Source organism: Mesorhizobium sp. M8A.F.Ca.ET.208.01.1.1, from assembly GCF_004791315.1.
Taxonomy (GTDB): domain Bacteria; phylum Pseudomonadota; class Alphaproteobacteria; order Rhizobiales; family Rhizobiaceae; genus Mesorhizobium.
Genome location: NZ_SRUT01000001.1, coordinates 16930 through 42007 on the forward strand (window position 1 = coordinate 16930; position 25078 = coordinate 42007).

Here is a 25078-nt window from a genome sequence, read left to right on the forward strand (position 1 = left end):
AGGCGAGGGACCATGGACCGCATCGTCGTCAACGACATCAGCAAGACCTTCCAGCTCAAGCCGGGGCAGTTCGTCACTGTCGACGGCGAGGCAAGCGACCGCGTCACCGTCCTCGACGGGGTCGATCTTGCCATCCGCAAGGGTGAGTTCATCACGCTGGTCGGTCCGAGTGGTTCGGGCAAGTCGGTGCTGCTCGACATCATCGGCGGGCTGACGCAGGCGACGGGTGGCGAGGTCCAGCTCGACGGCATGCGGATTACAAAGCCTGATCCGAAGACCGGCTATGTCTTCCAGCAATATGCGCTGTTTCCCTGGCGCACGGCACTGGCAAACATCGAATATGCGCTGGAAGTGCGCGGCGTCGCCAAGGCCGAGCGGACGGCGACGGCCCGGCATTTGTTGTCGCTGTTCGGCCTTGCCGGCTTCGAGGACCGTTTTCCCAATCAGCTGTCCGGCGGCATGCAGCAGCGCGTGGCGATCGCGCGCGCCTTGGCCAGCAATCCGGAAGTGCTGTTGATGGACGAGCCCTTCGCCGCGCTCGACCAGCAGACGCGTGAGCTGCTGCAGGGCGAGCTGTTGCGCATCTGGGGCAAGATCAAGACCACTGTCATCTTCGTCACCCACTCGATCGACGAGGCGATCTTCCTGGCCGACCGCGTGGTGGTGATGACGGCGCGGCCCGGCGCGGTGAAGGAGATCATCGATATCGACCTGCCAAGGCCACGCGACGGCGATATCCGCGCCAGCACCGAATTCAACCTGTATCGCGCCCGCGTCTGGGACGTGCTGCGCGACGAGGTCAACAAGGCGCAGAAGGACTGGACGCTGTCGCCGGCCTTCAGCCATTGAGGAGCTAGACCCATGGCCTATCTGACCGAAAAGCTCGGCCCCGCCATCGGCTTTCGCAGCACTGCCGGCGAGGCTGCGGTTTCGACGAACGTCCCTGCGATCAAGACGCGCGGTGTCGCCGCAGGTGCCAAGGTTCGCGGGAAGGGAGCGCACGCCGGCACCTTCCTCTATGGCTTGCCGCTGCTCGGCCTGTTCTTTCTCGCCTGGGAGATCGCGCCGCGGCTCGGCTGGCTGAACCGCATCTTCTTCCCGCCATTGAGCGAGGTGCTGATCGCCTGGTGGGCGTTGCTCGCCTCGGGCGTGCTGGTCGAACATATCGGCATCAGCTTGCAGCGCGCCGCGATCGGCTTTGCGCTCGGTGTGGTGGTGGCCATACCGCTCGGCCTCTTGATGGGCCGCTATGCGCTGTTCGAGAAGGTCAGCGATCTTCTGGTGCAGACGCTGCGCAACACCTCGCAATTCGCGCTGCTGCCGGTGTTCATCCTGTTGCTCGGCATTGGCGAGGAATCGAAGGTGGCGATCACCTTCTACTCCTCGGTGTTCTTTCTCCTCGTCAACACTATCAGCGGGGTCAAGTCGGTCGATCCGCTGCTTATCAAGGCGGCACGCTCGATGGGTACGTCCGACTTCGACCTGTTTCGAAAAGTCATCCTGCCGGCGAGCATTCCCTCGATCGTCGCCGGCGCGCGGCTGGCGGTCAAATCCTCGCTGTTCGCGGTGATCGGCGCCGAGATGCTGGCGGCCAAATCCGGTCTCGGTTTCCTCATCCAGAACTCGCAGCTGATGATGGAAACGGCCGACATGTATGCCGGCATTTTGACGCTCACTGTCATCGGGCTGACCGTCAACTACCTGCTCGTCTGGTTCGAGCGCTGGGCCACGGCCTGGAAGGGGCAGTCCGAGTCTTCGCTCATTTAAGCCATCCATTCATACCAATCAGGAAGGATTTTTCCATGACCAGCATCGCATTCGATGGATTTCGCCGGCTGCTCCTCAAGGGCGCCATTGCCGTCGTCATAGGCCTTGGCGGCATGCCGGCCTTCGCGCAGGACAAGCCCGATGTCATCCGCATCGGCAGCACCGCGCCCGGGCATCTCAAATTCATCCTCGCCCAGAAGGATGGCTGGTGGGAAAAGGAATTCGCCAAGGACGGCATCAAGGTCGAACTGGTGACCTTTAATGGCGGCTCGGAGGCAACGACGGCGCTGGCGACCGGAGCGATCGAGTTCACCTACACCGGCAACAACCCGGCGCTGCGTGTCGCCGCCTCCGGCGCCGACGTCAAGCTGATCGGCCTGTCGAGCTATGTCAGGACAGGCGGCTCCTACATCGTCGTCAAGACCGATTCTCCGCTGAAGACATTGCAGGACCTCAAGGGCAAGAAGGTCGCCTATCTTACCGGCACGGTGCGGCATTCAAATTTCAGCAAGGCGTTGAACAGCGTCGGCCTGACGACGAATGATGTCGAGGGTCTGAACCTGCCTTTCGAGGCATCCGGCCCGGCACTGCTGCGCGGCGACATCGACGCCATCGTCGAGACGGATTCGACGGCGGCCAAGCTGGTCGATACCAGCGAGGCCCGCATCCTCTTCGACACCGGCACCCATCCGGAATGGAACGTGCCCAATGTCATCTCGGTCAACGGCGCCTTCGCGGCGAAATATCCCGATCTGGTCAAGCGCCTGCTGAAGGTCGATATCGAGATTTCGCGCTGGGCCGACGCTCATCCCGATGAGACGATCAAGACCTTCGTGGAGGCGACCAAGTCGTCGGAAAAATCGGTGCGCAAAACTTATGCCGATGGGGCGTTTCACCAGGACCCGAAACTCACCGACGATGCGATCGAGGCCCTGAAGGGCGAGGAAAAATTCATGGCCAGCGCCGGGCTTTTGAAAGGCTCGATCGATTACGGCAAATGGATCGACAAGAGCTTTGTCGACGCCGCCGCGGCGGAAGTCGCCGCTGTCCAGTAAGCCGGAGTGATCGGGGCAGCGCGCGTTCGCGGCGCTGTCCCGTTCGTCCGAGGATATCAAATCTCCGGGATGTTCTCCTTGAAGATCACCTGCAGCCTCGGCTGGTGCAATTCATAGGGCAGCCCCCGGACGGCATGGGTCAGGATGTTGAGCGCCTCGCGGGCCTCGACGCGCGGGTTCTGGTCGATGACCGCGTCGAGCGTCCCGTCGAGCAGCAATTCCTTGGTGCCGTCCGTCGCCTCATGGCCGAGGAAAACCATGGATCGCGCACGGCCGCGCTCCTTCAGCGCGCGCGCGATGCCGGTGTTGCCGGCGCCGACATTGTAGATCGCGGCAAGGTCCGGGTGCCGCTCCAGAAGGGCTGACGCCTCCGAATAGGCCTTTTCGCGGTCGTCGAGCATTTCGCGCATCTCGACGATCTGCAGGTTGGGTGACTCTTCCGTCAATATGTGCCGGAATCCCATCTCGCGTTCCTCATGGCCGCGATAGGACAGCGAGCCGGCGAACAGTGCCACCTTGCCGGGGCGTCCAGACCCCATGAAACGGTTGAGCAGATAGCCGGCCAGCCGCCCGGCAGCGCGGTTGTCGATGCCGATATAGGCGACTCTCGGCACATGCAGGATGTCGGAGGCGATGGTCACCACCTTGACGTCGTTGGCCGACAGCGAGCGGATCGCCTCGCGCACCGTCGGATGGTCGAGCGCGATGACGCCGACGCCTTGCGTCTGGCCGCGCAGATCCTGCAGCAGGCGGGCGAGCCGGTCGGGATTGAAGCCCTCTATGGTGGCGATGTGGACGTCGAGATCGGGGCGCGCCGAGGCCTGCGCCTCGATGTGGCGGTGCAGCATCTTGATGAACGAATTCGTGCCCGCCGGCAGGGCGAAGTCGAGCCGGATGATCTCGCCGGGCAGGGGCCTGGGCGGCGCGCCGTTCGGGCTCTCGGCGATGTAGCCGAGGCGCTGCGCCATTTCGAGCACGATCTCGCGTGTACGCGCCCGCACGCCGGGGCGGTTGTTGAGCACACGGTCGACGGTGGCGGCGGAGACGCCGGCTTCCCGGGCTATGTCAGTCAGGGTGGAACGCACCGTCTTTCATCTCCTCAATGCATCAGGATCACGCAATGCGGGCATCCGGCCCGATGCTGCCAACGCCTCGCTATCCGCGATTCTGATGGGAAATGATGTATCCGGCCTTGGCCGATGCGCAAGCCGCCAGGCTAAATCAAGTCGCCCGGAGCGATCGTGCCGGGAAGGGAAAACACATTTCCCATCAAATCGAGGCATCTGGAGAGGTGTATGAACTCCGGTATGAAGCATTTCCTCGCCTCATTGCGATGTTGTGAGGTGTTTTGATTATTTATGATGTTGACAGCCTTCCGATACTGCCGTCAATATCCCTCATGGGCTCGTGGAGGAAACGTTGGCCCTGAGGGAGGAATTCCAATGTCTGATCTGATCCGCATCTCGCGGCGCCGATTGTTGGCGTCCGGAGGAAAGGCCGCGGTGTTCGTCGCCGCGACCGGTATCGCACCGCAATTCATTCGTCCCGGCCGCGCTTTTGCAGCCGATGCACTGGCGCCCGGCATGATCGGCGGGCCGACCGGCTTCGACGGCGCCGAGCGTTATCAATACGGCCCCGACACGCCCGAAGGCCGTGCCGTCGAGGCCGCCAAGGCGCTGAAGGGCGCCGGCAAGGCGCCAGCCAAGATCGTGCTTGGCCTGTCGGACGGCTCGATCGGCCAGCTCACCCAGCCTTTCCCGGCCGGCGCGCCGTCGATCAAGGAGCTCTGGGAAAAGGAGACCGGCATCCCGATCGAGATCGTCGGCCTGCCGAACGGTCAGGAATTCACCAAGACCATGCAGGACATCTCCACCAAGGGTGGAGCCTACGACATCTACTCGACCGAGTGGAACCGCCTTGGTGATCTCGCCGAGACCGGCGGCATCGCCAAGCTCGACGACTTCGTCGCCCAGTACAAGCCCGAATGGGACGATCCCAAGACCGGCTATGTCGACGGCGCCAAGGGCGTGTCGCTGCTCAACAAATATCGCGGCTCGAACTACGGCGTGTCGCTGGACGGCGACTTCCAGACCTGGGTCTACCGCACCGACCTATTCGGCGACGAAGCTGAGAAGAAGGCCTTCAAGGACAAATACGGCTACGATCTGGCGCCGCCGAAAACCTGGAAGCAGCACGGCGATATAGCGGCCTTCTTCCAGCGCCCGGACAAGGGTCTGTTCGGCTCCACCGACCTGCGCAACCAGGGCTGGGGCTACACCAACTGGTACCAGCGCTATGTGTCGATGGCCTCGCCCAACCAGTTCCTGTTCGGCGATGACGGCAAGCCGCAGATCAATTCCGAGCACGGCATCGCGGCCACCAATGAATATGTCGAATCGCTCGCCCATCATTCGCCGGATGCGATCTCGTGGGGCTGGCCGGAGCAGTACGGCAATTTCGCCAAGGGCGGCGCGGCGATGACCTGCGCCTTCTCCAACCTGCCGAAATTCCTCGACAATGCCGGCAACAAGGACTCCAAGGTCACCGGCAAGATCGGCACGATGCTGCCACCCGGCCGCGAGATCGACGGCAAGCTGATCAGCCGCTCGGTGCTCTGGTTCTCGCTGACCGGCATGGTCTCGTCGCAGTCGAAGAACCAGGAGGTCGCCTATCTCCTGCTGCAATGGCTGGGCTCGGCGCGCATCTATGCCTGGATGAGCGCCAACCCCGGCGGCTATCTCGATCCGTTCCGGCTTTCGGATTTCTCCGATCCGCTGGTGCGCCAGACCTATCATGCCTACCACATGGACGTGGTGCGCGAGACGGTCGCCCGAACGGTGCCGACCATCAACTATCCCGGCGCCACCGCCTTCCACAACGCGCTGGACGAAAACCTCATGGCCTCGCTGACCAAGGCCAAGACGTCGGAGCAGGCGATGGCCGACACCGAAGCCGAGTGGAAGAAGATCGCCCGGCGAATTGGCGAGGACAAATTGCTCGAAGCCATCAGGACCAACAAGGAGGCCTGGCCGACCGTTCTCGATCCGATCAGCTGATCCGTCTCCCCGGATCAGAGCCGGAGGGGAGGCGCGAAAGCTCGTCCCCTCCGCACTGGAGCATGATCCCGAAAAGTGGGACCCGGTTTTCGGAAAAGATCATGCTCCAACAAAGAGTTAGATCTAGCGCCACCAGCAAAAGCAGCCAGATGAAGCGTTCCGTCCCCTTCCAGATATTCCGCTACGCCGCGATCCTCGCGGCGATGGCCGTCACGCTGGTGCCGATCCTGTGGATGGTGTCGATGGCCTTCAAGCCGATCGCCGAATGGTCGGCGACGGGCGCGGATCTCACATGGTGGCCGAAGAACCCGACGCTCAGCAATTTCCAGTTCGTGTTCGGCGAATCCACCAACAATTTGATCGTCGCGCTCGACCGCACCGCGCTGAAGCCGATCCTGTCGTCACTGCTGTCGGCGGTGTTCGGCACCGCGATCGCCATGTCGGCCGGCACGGCCGCCGCCTACGGCCTGTCGCGCTTCGGCTCCGGACAGAACCTGCCGCTGGCGCTGATCCAGCTCAGGCTGTTTCCGCCGATGGCCGTCATGATCCCCGTGATGATCATGTGGGCTTTCCTCAACTTCACCGACAGCTGGTGGGGTCTGGCGCTGATCTATGGCATCGTCACGCTGCCGTTCGCCTTCTGGCTGATGAAGACCTTCTTCGACGACATGCCGCGCGAGATCGAGGAAGCCGCCTTGGTCGAAGGCTGCTCGCGGCTGCGCGTCTTCACCCGCATCACGTTGCCGATGATGCGCGCGCCGCTGGCTAGCGCTGCCCTCTTCGTCTTCATCCTCAACTGGTCGGATTATCTGATCGCGTTGCTTCTGACGACGCGCGAATGGGTGACGATCCCGGTCTACATGGCCTCACTGTCATCCTCGATGACCGGCCAGCTCTATGGCGCCAAGGCAGCACTCGGGCTGATCGCCGCCGTGCCGCCGGTCATCATGGGCATCGCCATCCAGCGCCATCTGGTGCGCGGGCTGACCTTTGGGGCGCTCAAGCAATGAGCGCCTTGACCGCAACGATTTCGGAGGACGAGATGGGCGCCGTGCGCGGCAAGCCAGTCCTGCGCGACGAAGGCACGCGGCTGGGCTTTCGCCTGACCTTGCCGGCGCAAATCCTGGTGCTGTTTATCTCGGCCTTTCCGCTGTTGATGCAGCTCTACATCAGCGTCACCGACTGGTCGCCGCTCTCGGGCCTCGGCTGGTGGAACGCCTGGGAGATGTGGGACAGCTTCGCCAACTACACCGACCTCGCCGCCGACGCGCGCTTCTGGAGCGCGCTGAAGCGCACTGCCATCGTCATGATCGTCTGCGTGCCAGCCGAGTTCCTGCTCGGCCTGGCACTTGCGACGCTGTTCGCCGACGATTTTCCCGGCAAGCGCATCTTCTATTCGATCCTCTTGATGCCGATGATGGTGGTGCCGGCGGTGGCCGGCTACATGTTCTTCATGCTGTTCCAGTCGGGCGGCCCGGTGAACGACATCCTGTCGGCAGTCACCGGCACGCAAGTCACCATTGCCTGGCTGTCGGACCCGACGCTGGCGCTGATCGCGGTGATGATCGCCGATATCTGGCAGTGGACGCCGCTGATGTTCCTGATCCTGCTTGCGGGCCTCGTCGGCGTGCCGGAGGACCAGATCAAGGCGGCGACGCTGCTCGGCGCCAATCCCTGGCAGCGCTTCACCACCATCGTGCTGCCGAAGATGAAGACGATCATCATCATCGCGCTGGCGATCCGGGTGATCGAGAACTTCAAGATCTTCGACACGCTCTACATCATGACCGGCGGCGGCCCCGGCGTCGCCACCGAAACCATCTCCGTCTACATCTACAAGGTCACCACGCAGGATCTGATCTGGGGCTATGTCGCGGCGATCGCCCTCGCCATCCTGGTCGTGCTCTCCATCGTCGCCGTGTTCGCCATGAAGCGCATGGCGCGGGCAAGGCAGGTGCCGGCATGAGCACGATCCAACTCAAGCACCTCACCAAGACATTCGGCGACTTCACGGCGCTGAAGACCATGGACCTCGACATATCGGATGGCGAGTTCATGGCGCTGCTCGGGCCGTCCGGCTGCGGCAAGTCGACGACGATGAACATGATCGCCGGCATGGAAGAGCCGAGCAGCGGCAAGATCCTGTTCGGCGAGCGCGACATGGCCGGGGTGCCGATGGGCCGGCGCGGCGTCGGCTTCGTCTTCCAGAACTATGCCATCTTCACCCATATGACGGTGCGCCAGAATCTTGCCTACGGGCCGAGGATGCGCGGTGCCGCGAAAGCCGAGATCGACCGGCGCGTCGGCGCCATCGCAGAGCTGTTGCAACTGACGCCGCTGCTCGACCGCAAGGCCGACAGGCTTTCGGTCAATATCCTGCAGCGCGTGGCGATCGGCCGCTCGGCGATCATGGAGCCGGCGATCTTCCTGCTCGACGAGCCGCTGTCCAATGTCGACGCGGCCTTCCGCGCGGTCATGCGCACCGAGCTGAAACAGCTGCAGCGCCAGTTCAAGCAGACCATGGTCTACGTCACCCACGACCAGTTGGAAGCGATGACCATGGCCGACCGCATCGCGGTCATGGACGATGGCGTGCTGCAGCAGGTCGGCACGCCGCTGGAGGTCTATAACAATCCGGCCAATGTCTTCGTCGCCCGCTTCATCGGCGCGCCGGGCATGAACCTGCTCAAGGGCAGGCCGGCGGAGAGCGACCGGGGTCTGGTCGTCGATCTCGGCCCGCTGGGCATCACGCCGCCATTGCCGGATGAGCTGGCGGCCAGTGTGCGCGGCGCACGCGGCGAGGTGCTTTACGGCTTCCGGCCGGAACAGGTGGCCTTGGCCCAAGACGGGCGCGGGCTTGCCATGCTTGTCACCTTCGTCGAACGCATCGGTGCACGTACCATCGTTCATCTCGGACAGGGCGAGGGCGCCGTGAAAGCGGTGTTCGACAATGATGTCGGGTTGTCGATCGGGCAGGCCGCCGTCGTCGCACCCGCGGCGCCATCGGTGCGCGTCTTCGACGCCGTCAGCGGCCTTGCGATGGGGGCGGGCTGAGCCATGGCCGATATCGTCTTCCGCAATGTCACGAAACGCTACGGCGACACACTCGCCGTCGACGATGCCTCGTTCACCGTCAACGACAACGAGTTCTTTTGCTTCTTCGGGCCGCCGCTGTCGGGCAAGTCGACCATCCTGCGGCTGGTGCTCGGGCTGGAGACGCCGGATGCCGGCGAAATCCTCATCGGTGGCAGGCCGGTCAACACCGTGTCGCCGGCCGAGCGCAACGTGGCGATGGTGTTCCAGAACCTGGCGTTGTTCCCGCATATGAGCGCGCTCGACAATGTCCGCTTTCCGCTGGTCGAGCGGAAGGTCGCCGACGTCGATATCAAGCGGCGCGTCGCCGATGTCGCGGCCAAGCTGCATATCGGTCATATCCTGCACAAGCCGCCGGCACAGCTTTCGGGCGGCGAGCGGCAGCGCGTGGCGATCGCACGGGCGCTGGTGCGCGATCCCAATGCCTACCTGATGGACGATCCGATCTCGGCGCTCGATGCGCGGCTGCGCGAGGAGACGCGTGTCGAGTTGAAGCGCATCCAGCGCGACCTCGGCAAGACGCTGATCTATGTCACCCATGACCAGGAAGAGGCGATGTCGATCGCCGACCGCATCGCCATCCTGGACAATGGCAGGATCAGGCAGATCGGCGCGCCGGCCGAGATCTATGACCGCCCCGTCAGCACCTATGTGGCGCGGCTGCTCGGTTCGCCTGTCATGAACATCCTCAAATCCGTTCGCGGCGAGAGCGGCGTCGAAGCCGCCGAAGGCGCGCTCAGCATCGCCGACCGCGCGGCTCCGGCCGACGCAGTCGAGATCGGACTGAGGCCGGAGGACATCAAGGTCAGCCCCTGGAGCGACAACGAGAAGGCGGGCCGGGGCCGCCCGGCGCGGGTGTTCGAGGTCGAGCCGCTTGGCGGCTACACCGTGGTGACGCTCGCCGCCGGGCAGGCGCGGCTGAAGGCACTGCTGCGCGGCCAGCCCGATATCAGGCCCGATGCGATGGTGGCGATATCCTGCGAGCCGGCACGCGTGCATTATTTCGGACAGGGCGGAGGCGCGTTGGCAAGATGAATGCGGCCGCAAGGACAGAATTTCGGGAGGAAGGCATGACAGGCAAGGGCTTCGAGCCGGATGTGAAGGTCCGCACGAAGGAATACAGGATCGGCTGCGTCGGCGCCGGCATGATCATGGCCGAGTGCCACCTGGCCGCTTACAAGGAGGCGGGGTTCCCGGTGGTGGCGATCGCTTCGCGCACAAAAGCGAATGCGCAAAAGGTCGCCGACCGTTGGAGCATCCCGACCGTCCACGACACGCCTGAACAACTGATCGAGGACGCAAATATCGAGATCATCGACCTTGCCTTTCCGCCCGACCAGCAGCCGGCGCTGATCCGCCATGCGCTGAAGCAGAAGCATATCAAGGGGATCCTGGCGCAGAAGCCCCTGGCGCTGTCGGTCGAGGAAGCCGTCAAGCTGCGCGACGAGGCGGCGAAGGCCGGCAAGATCCTCTCGGTCAATCAGAACATGCGTTACGACCAGTCGATGCGCGTGTTGAAGCAGATCATCGACAGCGGCGCGCTGGGCGATATCGTCTTCGCGCAGATTGACATGCATGCCATCCCGCATTGGCAGACTTTCCTTCAAGGTTACGACCGGCTGACGCTCGCCAATATGAGCGTGCATCACCTCGACGTGCTGCGCTTCCTGTTCGGCGATCCCGACGAGATCACGACGCTGACGCGTAAGGATCCGCGCACGCAGTTCGACCATTCCGACGGCATCACCGTCTCGACGCTGCGTTTCCCCACAGGCGTGCTCGCCGTGTCGCTGGAGGACGTCTGGTCCGGTCCGCGCCAGGAGGGCTATCGCGACGACCAGCACATCAACTGGCGCGTCGACGGCACCAAGGGCGTCGCCAAGGGCACGATCGGCTGGCCGACGGGTGCCGCCTCGACACTGACTTACGCCTCGGCGGAGACGACCGGGGGCGAGTGGGTCAGCCCGAGCTGGGAGACGATGTGGTTCCCGCATGCCTTCATCGGGGTGATGGAGCAGTTGCAGCATGCGGTGAAGACCGGCACGCCGCCGGCGCTCACTGTTGCCGACAACGTCAAGACCATGGCGCTGGTGGAGGCGGGCTACCGCTCCATCGCGTTGGGCCGCACCGTCAAGCTTTCCGAAATCTCGACAAACTCGATCAACTGAAAATCACTGGCAGCTGAAATCACTGGCAGCTGAAATCACTGGCAACTGAATCGCTTACAGGGAGGAATTCACATCATGATGCAGGCAGGTATTTTCACGGGCTATTTCCCGTACGGCCTTGAAGAGACGGCGAAGAAGATCCGCGGGCTCGGTTTCAATACGGTGCAGCTCGACCTGCATTTCAGGGATGTCGACCTGTCGGCCGGCCAGATCACCAAGGACAAGGCCAAGAAGGTGCGCGACGTCTTCCGCGACAACAATCTGCCGGTCTGCTGCGTGTCGGGCTACACCAACATCATTCATCCTGACAAAGCCGAGCGTGACAAGCGCGTCGGCTATCTCAAGGAGATCATCCGTAACGCCCGTCATTTCGGCTCGCCTTACGTGATCTCGGAAACCGGCACCTACAACACCGAGTCCGACTGGGTGCATCATCCCAAGAACAAGACCGAGGAAGGGTTCGAGGAATGCCGCAAGGTGATCGCCGACCTCGCCCAGACGGCCTATGACCACGGCGCGGTGTTCCTGCTCGAAACCTATGTCAACAACGTCGTCGGCTCGGTCGAGGAGACGGTCAGGATGTTCGCGCAGGTCGATCATCCCGGTCTCGGCCTGCTGATGGATCCGACCAATTATTTCGAGACCCACAACATCGACCGGATGGACCAGATCCTGAACCAGGTGTTCGACACGCTGACCGACAAGATCAAGATCGCGCATGCCAAGGACGTCAAGCGCTCGGGCGACGACAAGTCGGAGAAGCATGCCGACATCGGTGACGCCGACGCGATGGAAAGCCACACCTTCCGTGGGGTTGGTGAAATCGAACTGCCGGCGCCCGGCCTCGGTTCGCTGAACTACGACCTCTATCTCCAGCGGCTGGCTGAAAAGCATCCGAACATCCCTGTGATCATCGAGCATCTGTCGGAGGACGACGTGCCGCGCGCCAAGACGTTCCTCGACGGGAAGTTCCGCGCCAACGGCCTGTGACGGCTAGCCGCGCCGCCCGGTGCATGGCGGCGCGGCGTCAAACAAGGGAGGAAAGAATGTTGAAATTCGCTTGGAAACTGGCTGCCGCCGCGACAGTGCTCGCCGGCGTCGCCCTTGGCACGACGGCGCGGGCGCAGGACGGCCAGAAGACCTTCTATCTCTTGTCGCATGGCGGCCCGTCGGATGCGTTCTGGATCGACTGGAACGCCGGCGCGACCAAGGCCTGCGACCAGCTCAAGGTGACCTGCAAGATCTCCTTCAGCGGCGGCGACATGGCGGCACAGAAGGAGGCCTTCAATTCGGCGCTTGCCGCCAAGCCCGACGGCATCGCCACCACCTCGGCGCAGCCGGGCCTGTGGACCGAAGAGGTGAAAGCGGCAAAGGCGGCCGGCATCCCGATCGTGTTCTTCAACACCGACGATCCGGCGACCGGACGGCAGGCCTATGTCGGCGCGGATCTCAAGGAAGCGGGCGTCACCTGGGCCAAATACCTCGTCGAGCACAAGATGGTGAAGCAGGGCGACAAGGTGTTCCTGCCGGTCGAGGTTCCCGGCGCCAGCTATCAGCAGCTCGAGACTGAGGGCATTGCCAGCGTTTTCGATCCGTTGGGGATCAAATATGACGTGGTCGATTGCGGCACCGACCCGGCCGGCATCATCGCCAAGATGACCGACTACATGGTCGCCAACAATCCGCCGGCGATCATCGCGCTCGGCGATTCCGTGGCGGCCAGCGTCAAGCGCGTGTTCGATGGCGCCGGTGTGCCGGCGGGCAAAATCCCCGTCGTCGGCTGGGGCAATTCCAAGGAGACGGCGCAGGCCGTCAAGGATGGCTTCGTCAACGCCGCCGCCTGGCAGTACCCGTCCGCGCAGGGCTTCATGCCGGTGGCGCTGCTCGGGCTCGCCGCCTCGGGCGAACCGATCGGCTACGACATCCATACTTTCGGTCTCTACGACGCCGCCAGCGTCGAGCCGATCCTGAAGCTCTACGACAAGAAATGAGAGGCCGGCGCCCGCCTAAAGCGGCGGGCGTTTTTCCAAGCATGGTCCAAGCAGTCATGACAATTGCCGCAGAAGACGACGCGCCGAGGGCGAAAGGTAGGTCCAGCCTGCTGCGCTCGCCGCAATTCTCCTCCTTCATCATCCTCATCGTGCTGCTGGCGGTGTTCGCTGTCGCCGACGCCAATTTCCTGTCGCCGCTCAACATCTCCAACATGATGGCGTTCCTGCCCGAGCTCGGCATCATCGCGCTCGGCATGACACTGCTTTTGACGGCAGGCGAATTCGACCTTTCCGTCGGCGCCGTGTTCGGGCTGGCGCCTGTGGTGGTGATGCTCCTGGTGCAGAATGGCGGCGTCGATATCGGGGTCGCGCTGCTGGCAGGACTTGTGCTGTGCATCGCGATCGGCGCGATCAACGGGCTGATCGTCACCAAGATCGGCATCTCGTCCTTCCTGGTGACACTGTCGATGCTGCTCGTCGTGCGTGGCGCGGCGCTTTACATCACGCAGGGCTTTCCGCTGAAATCCTGGGACCAGCCCGGCTTCTTCGTGACACTGCTCGCGGGCAGTTTCAACATCGGTTCATTCCGCTTCTACACCTCGCTGTGGTGGTTCATCGGCCTTTCGCTGTTTGCCATCTACATCCTGCGCTACGCCAAGCTCGGCAACTGGATCAGCGCCATCGGTTCCAACCGCAACGCGGCGGTGGCGCGTGGTGTGCCCGCCGACAGCGTCAAGATCTGGCTGTTCGTCGCGACCTCCGTGCTGGCCGGCCTTGCCGGCATGATCAGTGCCTTCCGCATCTCCGCCGCCTCGCCGGTGGCCGGCACCGGCTACGAGCTGGAAGTGATCGCCATGGTGGTGGTCGGCGGCACGGCGCTGACCGGCGGACGCGGTACGATCCTCGGCACCATCGTCGGCGCGCTGATGCTGCGCGCCATCCGAAACGGCATCGTGCTGATCGGCGTGCCGGGGCTCGCCTACAACATCTTTGTCGGCCTGATCATCCTCGCCATGCTCATCCTGCACGCTTTGCTGCAGAAGAACGCCGCAAGGGGCTGACGATGACGCAAGAAGTACTTCGGCTGCAGAACCTGCAAAAGTCCTTCGGCAGCGTGCGGGCGCTGAAGAACGCCTCGCTGACACTGCGGGAAGGCGAGGTGGTGGCGCTGCTCGGCGACAATGGCGCCGGCAAATCGACGCTGATCAAGGCGATCTCGGGTGTGTTTCCGGTCGATCGCGGCGACATCTATGTGCGCGGCGAGAAGGTCTCGATCCGTTCGACCAGGGATGCGATGGACCTCGGCATCGAGACCATCCACCAGGACACGTCGCTGGCGCCGGACCTCAGCATCGCGCGCAATCTTTTCCTCGGCCGCGAGCCGGTCAATTTTGGCTGGCTCGGCGTGTTCGCGCCGCTCGACCTCGCCAAGCTGCGCGAAGCCGCCTCGGCGTTGCTGAAGCGCGTCGGCATCTCGAAAAAGCTCGACGCGGACGCGCTGGTGAGCACACTTTCGGGCGGCGAACGTCAGTCGATCGCGATCTCGCGCGCCATGCAGTTTGCCGCCAAGGTCATCATCCTCGACGAGCCGACCAACAATCTCGGCGTCGAGGAGACCCATGGCGTGCTGCGTTTCGTCAAGGAGGTGCGCGACGCCGGCCATTCGGTGCTGCTGATCACCCACAACATCCACCATGTCTTCCAGGTCGCCGACCGCATCGTCGTGATGCGGCGCGGTGAGATCGTCGCCGAACAGACGGTCGCCGACACCGACCTCTTGACCGTGGAAAGCATCATCACCGGCGCCGACATGTCGGCCTTGCTCAAGGAGGCGAGGGCAAAGTGAAGGGCGTCGCATGGTAGAGCTATACGGCAAGACGCTGTCACGCCGGCAAGTGGCCGAGCGGTCCGGCATGCTGTCGCAATTCGCCGGCGTGCGGCTGATGACGCTCGGCGACGGCGTGGAGCGCGGCATCCGCATGCTCGAATTTCGCACCGGCTCGGGCCTTCGCTTCACCGCGCTGGTCGACCGGGCGCTCGACATCGCCGATTGCGACTATAGGGGGCAGGCGATCGGCTGGCATTCGCCGAGCGGTTTTCGCCATCCCGGCCTGCACGAGTATGAGGGGGAAGGGGGGCTGGCCTGGGCGCGCTCGTTCTCCGGCCTGCTCGTCACCTGCGGCCTCGACCATGTTCTGGGCCGTGAGACCGTACCCGCCGACAGCTACAACTACCCCGGCAGGAAGACGGTGCTCCATTCGCTGCATGGCCGTGTCGGCACCATCCCGGCGCGGCTGACCGGCTATGGCGAGCGTTGGGACGGCGACCGTTGCGTGCTGTGGGCCGAAGGCATCGTCCAGCAATCGGCGGTATTCGGCGAGGACCTCCATCTCATCCGCCGCATCGAGGCCGATGTCGGCGGCAACGAGATCCGGCTTTCCGACCATGTCGTCAATCACGGCTTCAACCGCACGCCGCATATGTATTTCTATCATGTCAATATCAGCCATCCCTTGCTGGATGAGGGCTCGCGTTATCTGGCGCCGATCCGCGACGTCGTCTGGGCCGGCCATGCCGGCGAGCGCTACGCGGCGCAGAAGGTCGGCTATCGCACGGCGCCTGCGCCGCAACCGGGCTTCAGCGAACAGGTCTGGCAGCATGAGATGGCTGCCGATGCCAATGGCGAGGTGCCGGTGGCCGTCGTCAACGACCGCATCGGGCTCGGTCTCGAACTGGTGACGCGCAAGGACCAGTTGCCGTGTGCCTACCAGTGGCAGAATTTCCAGGCCGGGCAGTACGCGCTGGGGATGGAGCCTTCGACCCACCATGTGCTGGGCGATCTCGCCGCCCGCGAGCGCGGCGAGATGATCTGGCTGGAGCATGGCGAAAGCCGGGCCTACGACGCGGTGTTCCGGGTTCTCGACGGCGCCGGTGAGATCGCGGCGGCCGAAGCCAGGATCGCGGCTATCGCCCGACAGCCCGAGCAGGATTATCCTGAGCCTTCCGGAAACTTTCCAAGACTGGCCGGCAGGACATGAGCGCGACATTCATCCAAAGCAAGCCCTCCGGCCGGCGGACCGGATTGCCAGCGGTGCGCGACGATTGGAGGTCAGTGTGACGACGATGGCAAAGAAGCGCGACTACAGCCTGGTCGGCGAAAGCACCAGGGCGGCGATCGAGACCGGGCTCGCCTCGGCCGAATGGTATCACACCGACGTCTCACGCAAGGCGATGAAGGAACTTATGCAGCGTTCCGACGGCCCGGCGATCCGCGACACCGTCATCTGGATTGTCGCGATCCTGGGTTCGGCCGCCGGCATCGTCTGGTTCTGGGGTTCGTGGTGGACGGTGCCGTTCCTGTTCGTCTACGGCGTGCTCTACGGCTCGTCGAGCGACTCGCGCTGGCACGAGTGCGGCCACGGCACGGCGTTCCGCACGCGCTGGATGAACGATGTCGTTTATCACATCGCCTCGTTCATGCTGATGCGCAATCCCGTGCAATGGCGCTGGAGCCATGCCCGCCACCACACCGACACCATCATCGTCGGCCGCGACGCCGAGATCGCGGTCATGCGTCCGCCGGATCTGTTGAAGGCGGCGCTCGCCTTCACCGGCATTCTCGATTTCCGCTATTCGCTGCCGACGCTGGTGCGCCAGGCGTTCGGCACCCTGTCCGACGAAGAGAAGAGCTATATCCCCGAGATGGAACAGCACAAGGCGGTCGTCGTCGCGCGCTGGCATGTCGCCATCTATCTCGCGACGATCGCGCTTGCCATCGCGCTGAGGTCGTGGATACCGCTGGTGCTGATCGGCCTGCCGCGCCTCTACGGCACCTGGCACATGGTGACGACCGGCCTGCTGCAGCATATCGGTCTGGCCGACAATGTCGTCGACCACCGGCTCAACACCCGCACCGTCTACATGAACCCGATCAGCCGGTTCATTTACTGGAACATGAACTACCATGTGGAGCACCACATGTTCCCGATGGTGCCCTATCACGCGCTGCCCAGGCTGCACGAACTGATCAAGCATGATCTGCCCCGGCCGAACCCGTCGATGTGGCATGCCTACCGCGAGGTTTGGCCGGTGCTGCTCCGGCAGCTGAAATACGAGGATTATTACCTCAAGCGCGAACTGCCGCCGACGGCCAGGCCCTATCGCGGCGAATTCCACGAGGTCGATATGTCGGCGGCGGCCGAATAGCGATCGGCAATGTCCGCAGGAGATTGAGATGGCCGATTGGGTTGAAGCGTGCGCCGTGGATGATGTCGAGGAAGAGGATGTCATCCGCTTCGATCATGGTGGGCGGAGCTTCGCGATCTACCGCTCCCCGGACGACGAATTCTTCGCCACCGATGGTTTTTGCACGCATGAAAAGGCGCATCTGGCCGACGGGCTTGTCATGGACGACATCATCGAATGTCCCAAGCACAATGGCCGCTTCAACTACAAGACCGGCCAGGCCAAGGGCGCGCCGGTCTGCGTCAACCTCAAGACCTATCCAGTCCGAATCGAAGCTGGCAAGGTGATGATCGAGATCGGCTGACGAGCCGCCATCCAGAAACAGGGACAAGAGTTCAATGAGCCGAAAGAGACCGACCGTCGCCGATCTGCGCGCCATGAAGGGCAGGCGGCAGCTGACCATGCTGCGCGTGCTGACACTGGATGAAGCGGAAGCCGCCGAGCGGGCAGGGGTCGACATCGTCTCGGTGCCGCCCGAACTGGTGCTCAATCCGCAATACCGCGATGCGGCGCCCAGCCTGTTCACCATGCCGGGCGACAATTTCTACGAGATCGGCACATCGGACGATTTCCTGCGTTGGGCTTTTCGGCTCTACAAGGCCGGCGCCGACGCGGTCTATTGCAGCGCCGGCTATGCCACCATCAAGCGGATGGCGGACGATGCCATTCCCGTCATCGGCCATGTCGGCCTCATTCCATCGCGCGCGACCTGGACAGGCGGCTTCAAGGCTGTCGGCAAGTCCGCCGACACGGCCATGCAGGTGTTCGAGGCGGTGAAGCAACTGGAGGCAGTGGGCGCCATCGGCGCCGAAATAGAAGTTGTGCCGGTCGAAGTGGCGAAGGCGATCTCGGAGCGGACGTCGCTGATCATGCTGTCGATGGGCGCGGGCACCGGCTGCGACGCGCAATATCTATTCGCCGACGACATCCTTGGCCAGAACAGAGGCCACATGCCGCGCCACTCCAAGGTCTATCGCAACTTCGCCGCCGAGTATGACCGGCTGCAGGCCGAGCGGGTGGCGGCGTTCTCCGAATATGTCGCCGACGTCAACAGCGGCGCCTATCCCGAGGACAGGCACATCGTGCACATGGACCCGACCGAGCTACGCCTGTTTCTCGACAAGGTCGGCCGGAGCTAGGGCCGGCCGCCACGCATTGCCGGCCAGCGCGGCGTGGAGTGCTTCCGCATCGACGCCGAGCGGCCGGTCCTCTTTCAGGGAAGGGACCAGCGCGCGTATCGCCGTGTGGACGGCTGACGTGCCTGGTGCCAGCGTCAACCCATCACGCAGGTCGACGGCCTGGGCGGCCGCCATCAGTTCGAAAGCGATCAACCGCCGCCACAGCACGATCATGTCAGCGCATTTCGAAACCGCCAGCGGCGTCTGCGTGGCGTGATCCTCGACGCCTTCCGAGACGGGCAGGAAGTCGAGCATCACCGGATTGGCCTTGTGACGGATGGCAGCCAGGATCGATGTCACCGTCTTCTGCAGCGGCACGAAACCGGCCGAGGCGCCGCCGACCGGCGACAGATATTTCGGCAGGCTGTTGCGGCCCGAGCCGGTGAGCTGGACGAAGCGGGCTGCACTGGCGGCCGCGCATTGAGCGATTGCCAGGCTGAGCGCCTCGAAGGCGAGCGCCAGCGAAGCGGTGTGGAAGTTGCCGGTCGACAGCACCAGCCCGTCGTCGCTCAGAACCAGCGGGTTGTCGGCGGCGGCATTGAGTTCGATCTCGACGGCGCGTTTTGCCTGGCCGATCGCCTCGGTCAGCACGCCATGGATCGAGGGCATGCAGCGGATCGAGAGCGGATCCTGTAGGGTGGTGGGCGCCGGCGCTTCGTCGCGGGCGAGAAGATCGTGCAGCGCCTTGGCGGCTTCCTGCTGGCCAGCGGCTGGCCGCGCCATGTGCAGGCGCGGGTCGAGGATGGTGCGGTTGGCGCCAAACCCTTCCATGGTCAGCGCGCCGGCCTGCTGCTGCTGGTCAAGGGCCGACAGCGCGTCCGTGACCACAAGCGAGCCGCCGCCAGCGGAGACGGCGGAAGCGTTGATCAGCGACAGCCCATCCTTGGGCGCCAGGCCGATGGGGCCGAGACGGGCCATCATCAGCGCCTTGACCGCCGGCATGCGCCTTCCCTGATAATCGGCTTCGCCTTCGCCGATCAGCAGGCGGGCGATCGCGGTCATCAGCACCAGGTCGCCGGCGCCGATGGAGCCGAGCGACGGCATCACCGGATGGACGCCGGCGTTGAGGACATCGACCAGGGCAACGAACACGGCGGGTGACAGGCCGGAGCCGCCCGCCGACAGCATCGTCAGGCGGGCGAGCATGGTTGCCCGCACGGTTTCGACCGGCAGGGCCCCGCCGACCGCGCCGCTGCGGCCTTCGAGCAACTGGCGCTGGAAGGCGCTGGCGTCACCCTCGACCGACGTGCCGAGATTGGCGCCGAGACCGGTGTTCAGGCCGTAGATCTGCTGGCCCGAGGCCGCGGCCTGGTCGAGCACCTTTCGCGCCTTCTCCAGCCCGCCGATGACATCGGCTCCGATTTCCACCTTGCGCGCCTCGCGGGCGACGGCGGCGACATCGCCGACGCTGACGCCGGCTCCGGTGAGGACGAGCGCGCTCATGCGAAGCGCAGCCTCTGGCCGATGCCTTGCGCCTGTGCCTTGGCCAGCATCGCCTTGCCAAGCGCGATGTCGGACAGCGACAGGCCACGATGCCAGAACAGGATGGTCTCGTCGTCGCTCTGCCGTCCCGGCCTCAGGCCGGCGGCGATCTGGCCGAGTTCGGCATGCAGCGTCGTCTCGCTCAGCCGCCCGGTCTCGACATGGGCGCGCAGCGAGCCGAACTTGCCGCCCTTGCACTGGCCCCAATCGTCGACGACCATCTTCTGCATGATGTCGGTCAGCGACAGCTCCACCGCGCTCATCGTGCCATAGGGCACCACCAGCGCGCCGGGCTTGATCCATTCGGTCTTGAGCAGCGGTTGCGGCTCCGGCAGGCGCGAGGCCTCGACGACAATGTCGGCCCCTTCGACGCAGCTTTTCCAGTCGGCCACGGCGGTGACCGTCTTGCCGAGGTCGGCCGACAATTTGGCGGCAAAGCCGTCGCGGCTTTCCGGCCGGCGCGAGTGGACGCGGATTTCGTCGAAATCGAAGAGATGGTCGAGCAGGCGCACGTTCCAGTAGGCGGTGCCGCGCGCGCCGATATGGGCCAGCACTTTCGAGTTCTTGCGCGCCAGATGTTTGGCGCCGATGGCGGTGACGGCGCCGGTGCGCATGTCGGTGATGACGGTGGCGTCGAGGATGGCGCGTGGGGTGCCGGTGCGCGGATCGAACAAATTGAGGATGCCGAATTCCGAAGGCAGGCCGTGAAGGTAGTTGTCGACATAGTCGCCGACGATCTTGACGCCCGCGGTATCGAGCGGCGCGACGTAGCCGCGCAGGACATTGAAATGGCCGTGGAAGGACGGGTCGGGTTCGAGGTGGACACGCGGCTCGATCACCGTCTGGCCCTTGCCTTGTGCGATGAGCCCGGCCTCGACCGCACCGATGATCTCGGCATTGGTCATGGCAAGGGCTTCGATGTCGAGGGCATTGAGGTAGTCGATATAGATAGGCTTCATGCGTCTGCGTTCCTCGGCCACCCCGCTCATCCATAACAGGCCGCGGCGCGACACGAAAGTTTGTTGGCTGTTGTCTGGACGCCATCGGCCAAATGCTGTTCAAAGCGGTCCGTCATGACTGCCATTTCCGAGACCGAAGCTTCAGCCGACCCAGCCGGGAATTCGCGGCGCGTGGCGCTGATCGTCGCCATCGCCTTCTTCATGCAACTGCTGGATTCGACGATCATCTCGACCTCGCTGCCGCAGATGGGGGAATCGTTCGGCGTGCCGGCGGTGGCGATGAGCATCGGCATCACCGTCTACATGCTGACCATGGCGGTGTTCGTGCCGCTGTCGGGCTGGCTCGCCGACCGTTTCGGCGCGCGCAACATCTTCCTCGTCGCCATCGCGCTGTTCACGCTGGCTTCGCTTGCCTGCGGCTTTTCGCAGAACCTGACCGAATTCGTCATTGCCCGTGCCGTGCAGGGGCTGGGCAGCGCGCTGATGACGCCGGTCGGCCGCATCCTGGTGCTGCGCAACGCGTCGAAATCCGAATTGCTCAACGCCACGGCGCTGATCACCTGGCCGGCGCTGTTCGCGCCTGTCGTCGGGCCGGTGCTCGGTGGCTTCATCACCACCTATCTGTCCTGGCACTGGAATTTCTTCATCAACATTCCGCTCGGTATGATCGGGCTGGCGCTGGTCGCCCGCTTCATCCCCGGTGACCGTGAAGCCGATCCCAAGCCGCTCGATTGGCCGGGTTTCTTCCTGACGTCGCTGGGGCTCGCCTGCCTGCTCTATGGCCTGGAGCGCATCGCGCATCCGGAGGATGGCGCCTTGCCGACGGTGGGGCTGATCGCGGCGGGGATCGTCGTCGGATGGCTGGCGGTGCGTCATCTCCATCGCGCGCCGCATCCGCTGCTCGACCTGTCGTCGTTCAAGGTGCAGACCTTCGCCATCTCGACGCTTGCCGCCGGCACCATCTTCCGGGTTGCGATCAACGCCACGCCGTTCCTTTTGCCGCTGTTGTTCCAGGTCGGCTTCGGCCTCTCGCCCGTCGACGCCGGCATGATGATCCTGGCCTATTTCCTTGGCAATCTCGGCATGAAGACGGTGACGACGCCGATGCTGCGTCGCTTCGGCTTTCGCTCGGTGATGGTCGTCAACGGCATCATCGCGTCGGCATCGATCATGGCTTGCGCGGCGATCTCGCCGCAGACGCCGCAGGCGCTGGTGGTGGCGCTGATGCTGATTGCCGGCCTGTCGCGCTCGATGCAGTTCACCGCGCTCAACACGCTGGCCTTCGCCGATATCGCCGCCGGGCAGCGGAGCTCCGCAGCGACCTTGTCCTCGATGCTGCAGCAGGTGGCGATGCTGTTCGGCGTTGCCGTGGCGGCGGCGATCCTCAACCTGTCGCAGATCGCGAGAGGCCGGCCGGCACTCGATCTCGTCGATTTTCGAGCAGCCTTCCTGGTGATCGGCGTCATCGGGCTGGTGGCGTCGTTTCGTTTCCTGGTGTTGCCGAGGACCGCCGGCGCCGAGGTCTCGGGCCATATTGCCGGGAACTGAAATCGAATTTTCCCGCCCATGGCGGGGTTAAATTCCGTCTTCGCCTTTCGCCTTGGTGTGACGCTTTCGCGAATGGCTGCGATGGTGCAAACAATTGCCAAAAGCGTTTAAGTTTCCGGGCATTGCGCCAGATTCGGCAATCAATGCGTCCACTTTGCGAATCTCATCGCAAGCCCACGTTTTGACCGCGGATTCATTTGACGAAGCGACGCTGAGCCGATTAGTTTTCGACCCAGGGGTGGCAGCGCTGCCATCGGGGTGAAAGCAGACAATGAACATGGCCGGCTGGCTGAACTTCAGGAGCCTGAATCAGGAAGGCATTGTCTTTGCCATAGCGGTGGTGCTGTTCGTCGCCGCCGCAATTGGCCTGCCGGGTTTCATAGATCCCAACAATCTCGTCGCCATTGTCCGCTCGGTGTCGGTGCTGGGCATACTGGCGCTCGGCATGGCCGTCGTCATCATCGGCCGCGGCATCGACCTGTCGGCGGTGGCGATCATGGCCATGTCGGTCGCCTGGTACCTGCAACTGCTCAACATCGGAACGCCGGACGGGCTGGCCTTCGCCTATGTGCTGGCCGGCGTGCTCGCCATCGGCCTGCTCAACGGCTTTCTCGTCGCCTATGCCGATGTGCCGGCGATCTTCGTCACGCTGGCGACCGGCTCCTTCGTCTTCGGCTATGTGCGTTCGCAATTGATCACCCAGGATGCGGTGCCGGTGCCTCAGGGCCATTGGGTGGAACTGCTCGGCGGCCTGCGCTTTCTCGACGTTCCGATCGAGGTGTTCGTCTTCGCCGGGCTCGCCTTCCTGTTCTTCCTGTTCCTGCGCTACACCAAATGGGGCCGCTACATCTATTTCGCCGGCGACAATCCTGTAGCGGCGCGCAACATCGGCATTCCGGTGCGGCCGATGCTGGTGCTGCGCTATGTGCTCTCCGCATTCGTGGCGCTGATCGCGGGCCTTTTGACGGCGGCCAGCCTGCATTCGATCAACACGCGGGTCGTCAACTCGACGCTGCTCTACGACATCGTGCTGGTGGCGGTGATCGGCGGCATCGGATTGTCGGGCGGGCGAGGCGGGGTGCGCAACGTGCTGGTGGGCGCAGCACTGATCGGCATCCTGCTCAACGCCATGACCATCATCGACATTCCGCTGCTCTACCAGAACCTGATCAAGGCGGCGATCCTGCTCGGCGCCATCATCGTCGACGGCATCATCAATCCGCGCGACGAACAGACCGCGCAGCAGGGCGATATTTAGCGCAGATGGGCTAGCCCATCTTGCTCGGGGTACCCGGTGCGATCGGAACGATCTGCCGGCAATGAAAACCGAACCAGAGGATGACACATGAAACTGATCAGAACACTCATGGCGGCTGCCACGGCCCTTGCCGTCACCGCCTTCGTGGCGCCGACCTTCGCCGCTGACGATCCGGGACCGGCGGCTTACGCGCAGGCACTCAAGGGCAAGCGCGTGATGCTGGTGCCGCTGGCGATGGGCTTCGACCTGGCGCAGGGCTGGGCGCATTACCTGAAGAAGGAGGTCGAGGCCTGGGGCGGCACGTTCGAGACGCGCGATCCGAACTGGGTGGTCGATGCCGGCGCGCAGGCGATCACCGATGCGATCTCTTCGGACACAAGACCAGATGTGCTGATCATCCACGCACCGGACCTCAACTCCTATTCCAAGCTGATGAAGAAGGCGCAGGCGGCCGGCACCTATGTGATCCTCGTCGACAATCCGGCGAATTTTCCGGCCGACGCCTTTGTCGGCAGCGACTGGGACCGCCTCGGCCAGCTCGAGGCTGAAGCGGCGATCAAGGGTTGCGGCGAGAACTCGTCCAAGAAAATCGGATTGGTGCAGGGCGACCAGGCCAATTCTTCCAGCCTCTACCAGTATGCCGGCATCATGAAGGTGCTGGACAAGCATCCCGACTTCAAGGTCGTGGCCAAGCCCGACTCCAACTGGGATGCCACGACCTCGCGCAATGTGACCACGACCATGCTGCAGCAGAACCCCGACATCTGCTCGATCATCGATTTCTGGGATGGTGACGCGACCGGCGCATCCGCCGCGATCCGCGACGCCAAGCTCGACGGCAAGGTGTTTTTGGTCACCACCGGCGGCGGCGAAAAGGCGGCCGATTGCGACAAGCTGAACGACGGCACCTATGGCGCCGTGGTGATGACCGATCTTGCCCGCCAGTCGGGCGACATGAACGCCATCATAAAATTCCTGCTGCAGAGCGGCCAGCCAGCCGGAACCTCGCACACCTACATCTACACGCTGGAGAAGGCGACGACCAAGGCCGACCTCAAGCCCGACAGCTGCTGGGACCTGAAGGCGCTGCAGGCCGAGGCGGCGGCGAAATAGTGTCGCGCGGTTAATGTCAGCGAGGTGGCTTGGGCCATCTCTAATCGCTAGCGGTTTGCGCTGCCCTCACCCTTACCCTCTCCCCGTGAAGAACGGGGAGAGGGGGACGCCGACGTTAGTGCGCTTCCCTTCTCCCCGTCTCTATACGGGGAGAAGGTGCCGGCA

The 25078-nt window shown here is 63.8% G+C and carries 23 protein-coding genes; 20 read left to right on the plus strand and 3 right to left on the minus strand.

Features of this window, described 5'->3' with window-relative positions; genetic code table 11:
* Positions 1–12 precede the first annotated feature (12 nt).
* The 3 genes from EN851_RS00125 to EN851_RS00135 are packed head-to-tail and all read left to right on the plus strand — an operon-like array spanning position 13 to position 2822.
* Positions 13–849 carry an ABC transporter ATP-binding protein gene (locus EN851_RS00125; RefSeq protein ID WP_127279546.1) on the plus strand — a complete coding sequence of 279 codons (837 nt, stop codon included), beginning with the start codon at positions 13–15 and terminating at the stop codon, positions 847–849.
* A gap of 12 nt (positions 850–861) precedes the next feature.
* Positions 862–1767 carry an ABC transporter permease gene (locus tag EN851_RS00130; protein WP_135882004.1) on the plus strand — a complete coding sequence of 302 codons (906 nt, stop codon included), beginning with the start codon at positions 862–864 and terminating at the stop codon, positions 1765–1767.
* A 35-nt stretch (positions 1768–1802) separates the two neighbouring features.
* A complete protein-coding gene (locus EN851_RS00135) occupies positions 1803–2822 on the plus strand; it encodes an aliphatic sulfonate ABC transporter substrate-binding protein (protein ID WP_127873218.1) in 1020 nt (339 codons plus the stop codon).
* 56 nt (positions 2823–2878) lie between these two features.
* On the opposite strand, the gene EN851_RS00140 is transcribed toward EN851_RS00135, so the two are convergent.
* Entirely contained in the window at positions 2879–3907 is a 1029-nt protein-coding gene (locus EN851_RS00140) for a LacI family DNA-binding transcriptional regulator (RefSeq protein WP_127279549.1), read from the minus strand.
* Positions 3908–4264: 357 nt separating this feature from the next.
* Between EN851_RS00140 and EN851_RS00145 the strand changes: the two genes are divergently transcribed.
* The 14 genes from EN851_RS00145 (at position 4265) to EN851_RS00210 (ending at position 18514) form a co-directional block, all read left to right on the plus strand.
* A complete protein-coding gene (locus EN851_RS00145; protein WP_135882003.1) occupies positions 4265–5878 on the plus strand; it encodes an extracellular solute-binding protein in 1614 nt (537 codons plus the stop codon).
* 149 nt (positions 5879–6027) lie between these two features.
* Positions 6028–6888, plus strand: a complete 861-nt coding sequence (locus EN851_RS00150; protein ID WP_135882002.1) for a carbohydrate ABC transporter permease — start codon at positions 6028–6030, stop codon at positions 6886–6888.
* Positions 6885–7844 (plus strand): sugar ABC transporter permease, encoded by a 960-nt coding sequence (locus EN851_RS00155; protein ID WP_127279313.1) that lies wholly within the window; start codon positions 6885–6887, stop codon positions 7842–7844. Before EN851_RS00150 ends, EN851_RS00155 begins: the two co-directional genes overlap by 4 nt.
* A complete protein-coding gene (locus EN851_RS00160) occupies positions 7841–8932 on the plus strand; it encodes an ABC transporter ATP-binding protein (protein WP_135928276.1) in 1092 nt (363 codons plus the stop codon). Before EN851_RS00155 ends, EN851_RS00160 begins: the two co-directional genes overlap by 4 nt.
* A 3-nt stretch (positions 8933–8935) precedes the next feature.
* Complete coding sequence (locus EN851_RS00165) at positions 8936–10006, plus strand: ABC transporter ATP-binding protein (protein ID WP_135866217.1); 1071 nt, start codon at positions 8936–8938, stop codon at positions 10004–10006.
* Between the two features lie 35 nt (positions 10007–10041).
* On the plus strand, positions 10042–11139 hold the full coding sequence (locus EN851_RS00170) for a Gfo/Idh/MocA family oxidoreductase (RefSeq protein ID WP_127279316.1): 1098 nt from the start codon (positions 10042–10044) through the stop codon (positions 11137–11139).
* A 75-nt stretch (positions 11140–11214) separates the two neighbouring features.
* Positions 11215–12129, plus strand: coding sequence for a sugar phosphate isomerase/epimerase (locus EN851_RS00175; protein WP_127279317.1), 915 nt, complete (start codon positions 11215–11217; stop codon positions 12127–12129).
* Between the two features lie 56 nt (positions 12130–12185).
* Positions 12186–13130 (plus strand): substrate-binding domain-containing protein, encoded by a 945-nt coding sequence (locus tag EN851_RS00180; protein ID WP_135928277.1) that lies wholly within the window; start codon positions 12186–12188, stop codon positions 13128–13130.
* Between the two features lie 56 nt (positions 13131–13186).
* Complete coding sequence (locus EN851_RS00185) at positions 13187–14191, plus strand: ABC transporter permease (protein WP_245520668.1); 1005 nt, start codon at positions 13187–13189, stop codon at positions 14189–14191.
* A 2-nt stretch (positions 14192–14193) separates the two neighbouring features.
* Positions 14194–14976, plus strand: a complete 783-nt coding sequence (locus EN851_RS00190) for an ATP-binding cassette domain-containing protein (RefSeq protein WP_135928278.1) — start codon at positions 14194–14196, stop codon at positions 14974–14976.
* Positions 14977–14986: 10 nt separating this feature from the next.
* Positions 14987–16168, plus strand: a complete 1182-nt coding sequence (locus EN851_RS00195) for an aldose 1-epimerase family protein (protein ID WP_135928279.1) — start codon at positions 14987–14989, stop codon at positions 16166–16168.
* Positions 16169–16253: 85 nt separating this feature from the next.
* Entirely contained in the window at positions 16254–17336 is a 1083-nt protein-coding gene (locus EN851_RS00200) for a fatty acid desaturase family protein (protein WP_135929126.1), read from the plus strand.
* A 28-nt stretch (positions 17337–17364) separates the two neighbouring features.
* Positions 17365–17679, plus strand: coding sequence for a MocE family 2Fe-2S type ferredoxin (locus EN851_RS00205; RefSeq protein WP_135928280.1), 315 nt, complete (start codon positions 17365–17367; stop codon positions 17677–17679).
* 34 nt (positions 17680–17713) lie between these two features.
* Positions 17714–18514, plus strand: coding sequence for a 3-methyl-2-oxobutanoate hydroxymethyltransferase (locus EN851_RS00210; protein ID WP_135866230.1), 801 nt, complete (start codon positions 17714–17716; stop codon positions 18512–18514).
* Here EN851_RS00210 and hutH read toward each other — a convergent pair.
* Both hutH and EN851_RS00220 read right to left on the minus strand, forming a co-directional pair.
* On the minus strand, positions 18479–19996 hold the full coding sequence (hutH, locus tag EN851_RS00215; RefSeq protein WP_135928281.1) for a histidine ammonia-lyase: 1518 nt from the start codon (positions 19994–19996) through the stop codon (positions 18479–18481). The genes EN851_RS00210 and hutH overlap by 36 nt on opposite strands.
* Complete coding sequence (locus EN851_RS00220) at positions 19993–20994, minus strand: ornithine cyclodeaminase family protein (protein ID WP_135928282.1); 1002 nt, start codon at positions 20992–20994, stop codon at positions 19993–19995. The genes hutH and EN851_RS00220 overlap by 4 nt, the downstream gene beginning before the upstream one ends.
* A 114-nt stretch (positions 20995–21108) precedes the next feature.
* Here EN851_RS00220 and EN851_RS00225 point away from each other — a divergent pair, with 114 nt between their 5' ends.
* The 3 genes from EN851_RS00225 to EN851_RS00235 all read left to right on the plus strand — a co-directional run bounded on the left by EN851_RS00225 (position 21109) and on the right by EN851_RS00235 (position 24913).
* Positions 21109–22542, plus strand: a complete 1434-nt coding sequence (locus tag EN851_RS00225) for a DHA2 family efflux MFS transporter permease subunit (protein WP_135928283.1) — start codon at positions 21109–21111, stop codon at positions 22540–22542.
* A 271-nt stretch (positions 22543–22813) separates the two neighbouring features.
* On the plus strand, positions 22814–23800 hold the full coding sequence (locus EN851_RS00230) for an ABC transporter permease (protein ID WP_135928284.1): 987 nt from the start codon (positions 22814–22816) through the stop codon (positions 23798–23800).
* 87 nt (positions 23801–23887) lie between these two features.
* A complete protein-coding gene (locus EN851_RS00235) occupies positions 23888–24913 on the plus strand; it encodes a sugar ABC transporter substrate-binding protein (RefSeq protein ID WP_015317085.1) in 1026 nt (341 codons plus the stop codon).
* The last annotated feature ends 165 nt before the right edge of the window (positions 24914–25078 follow it).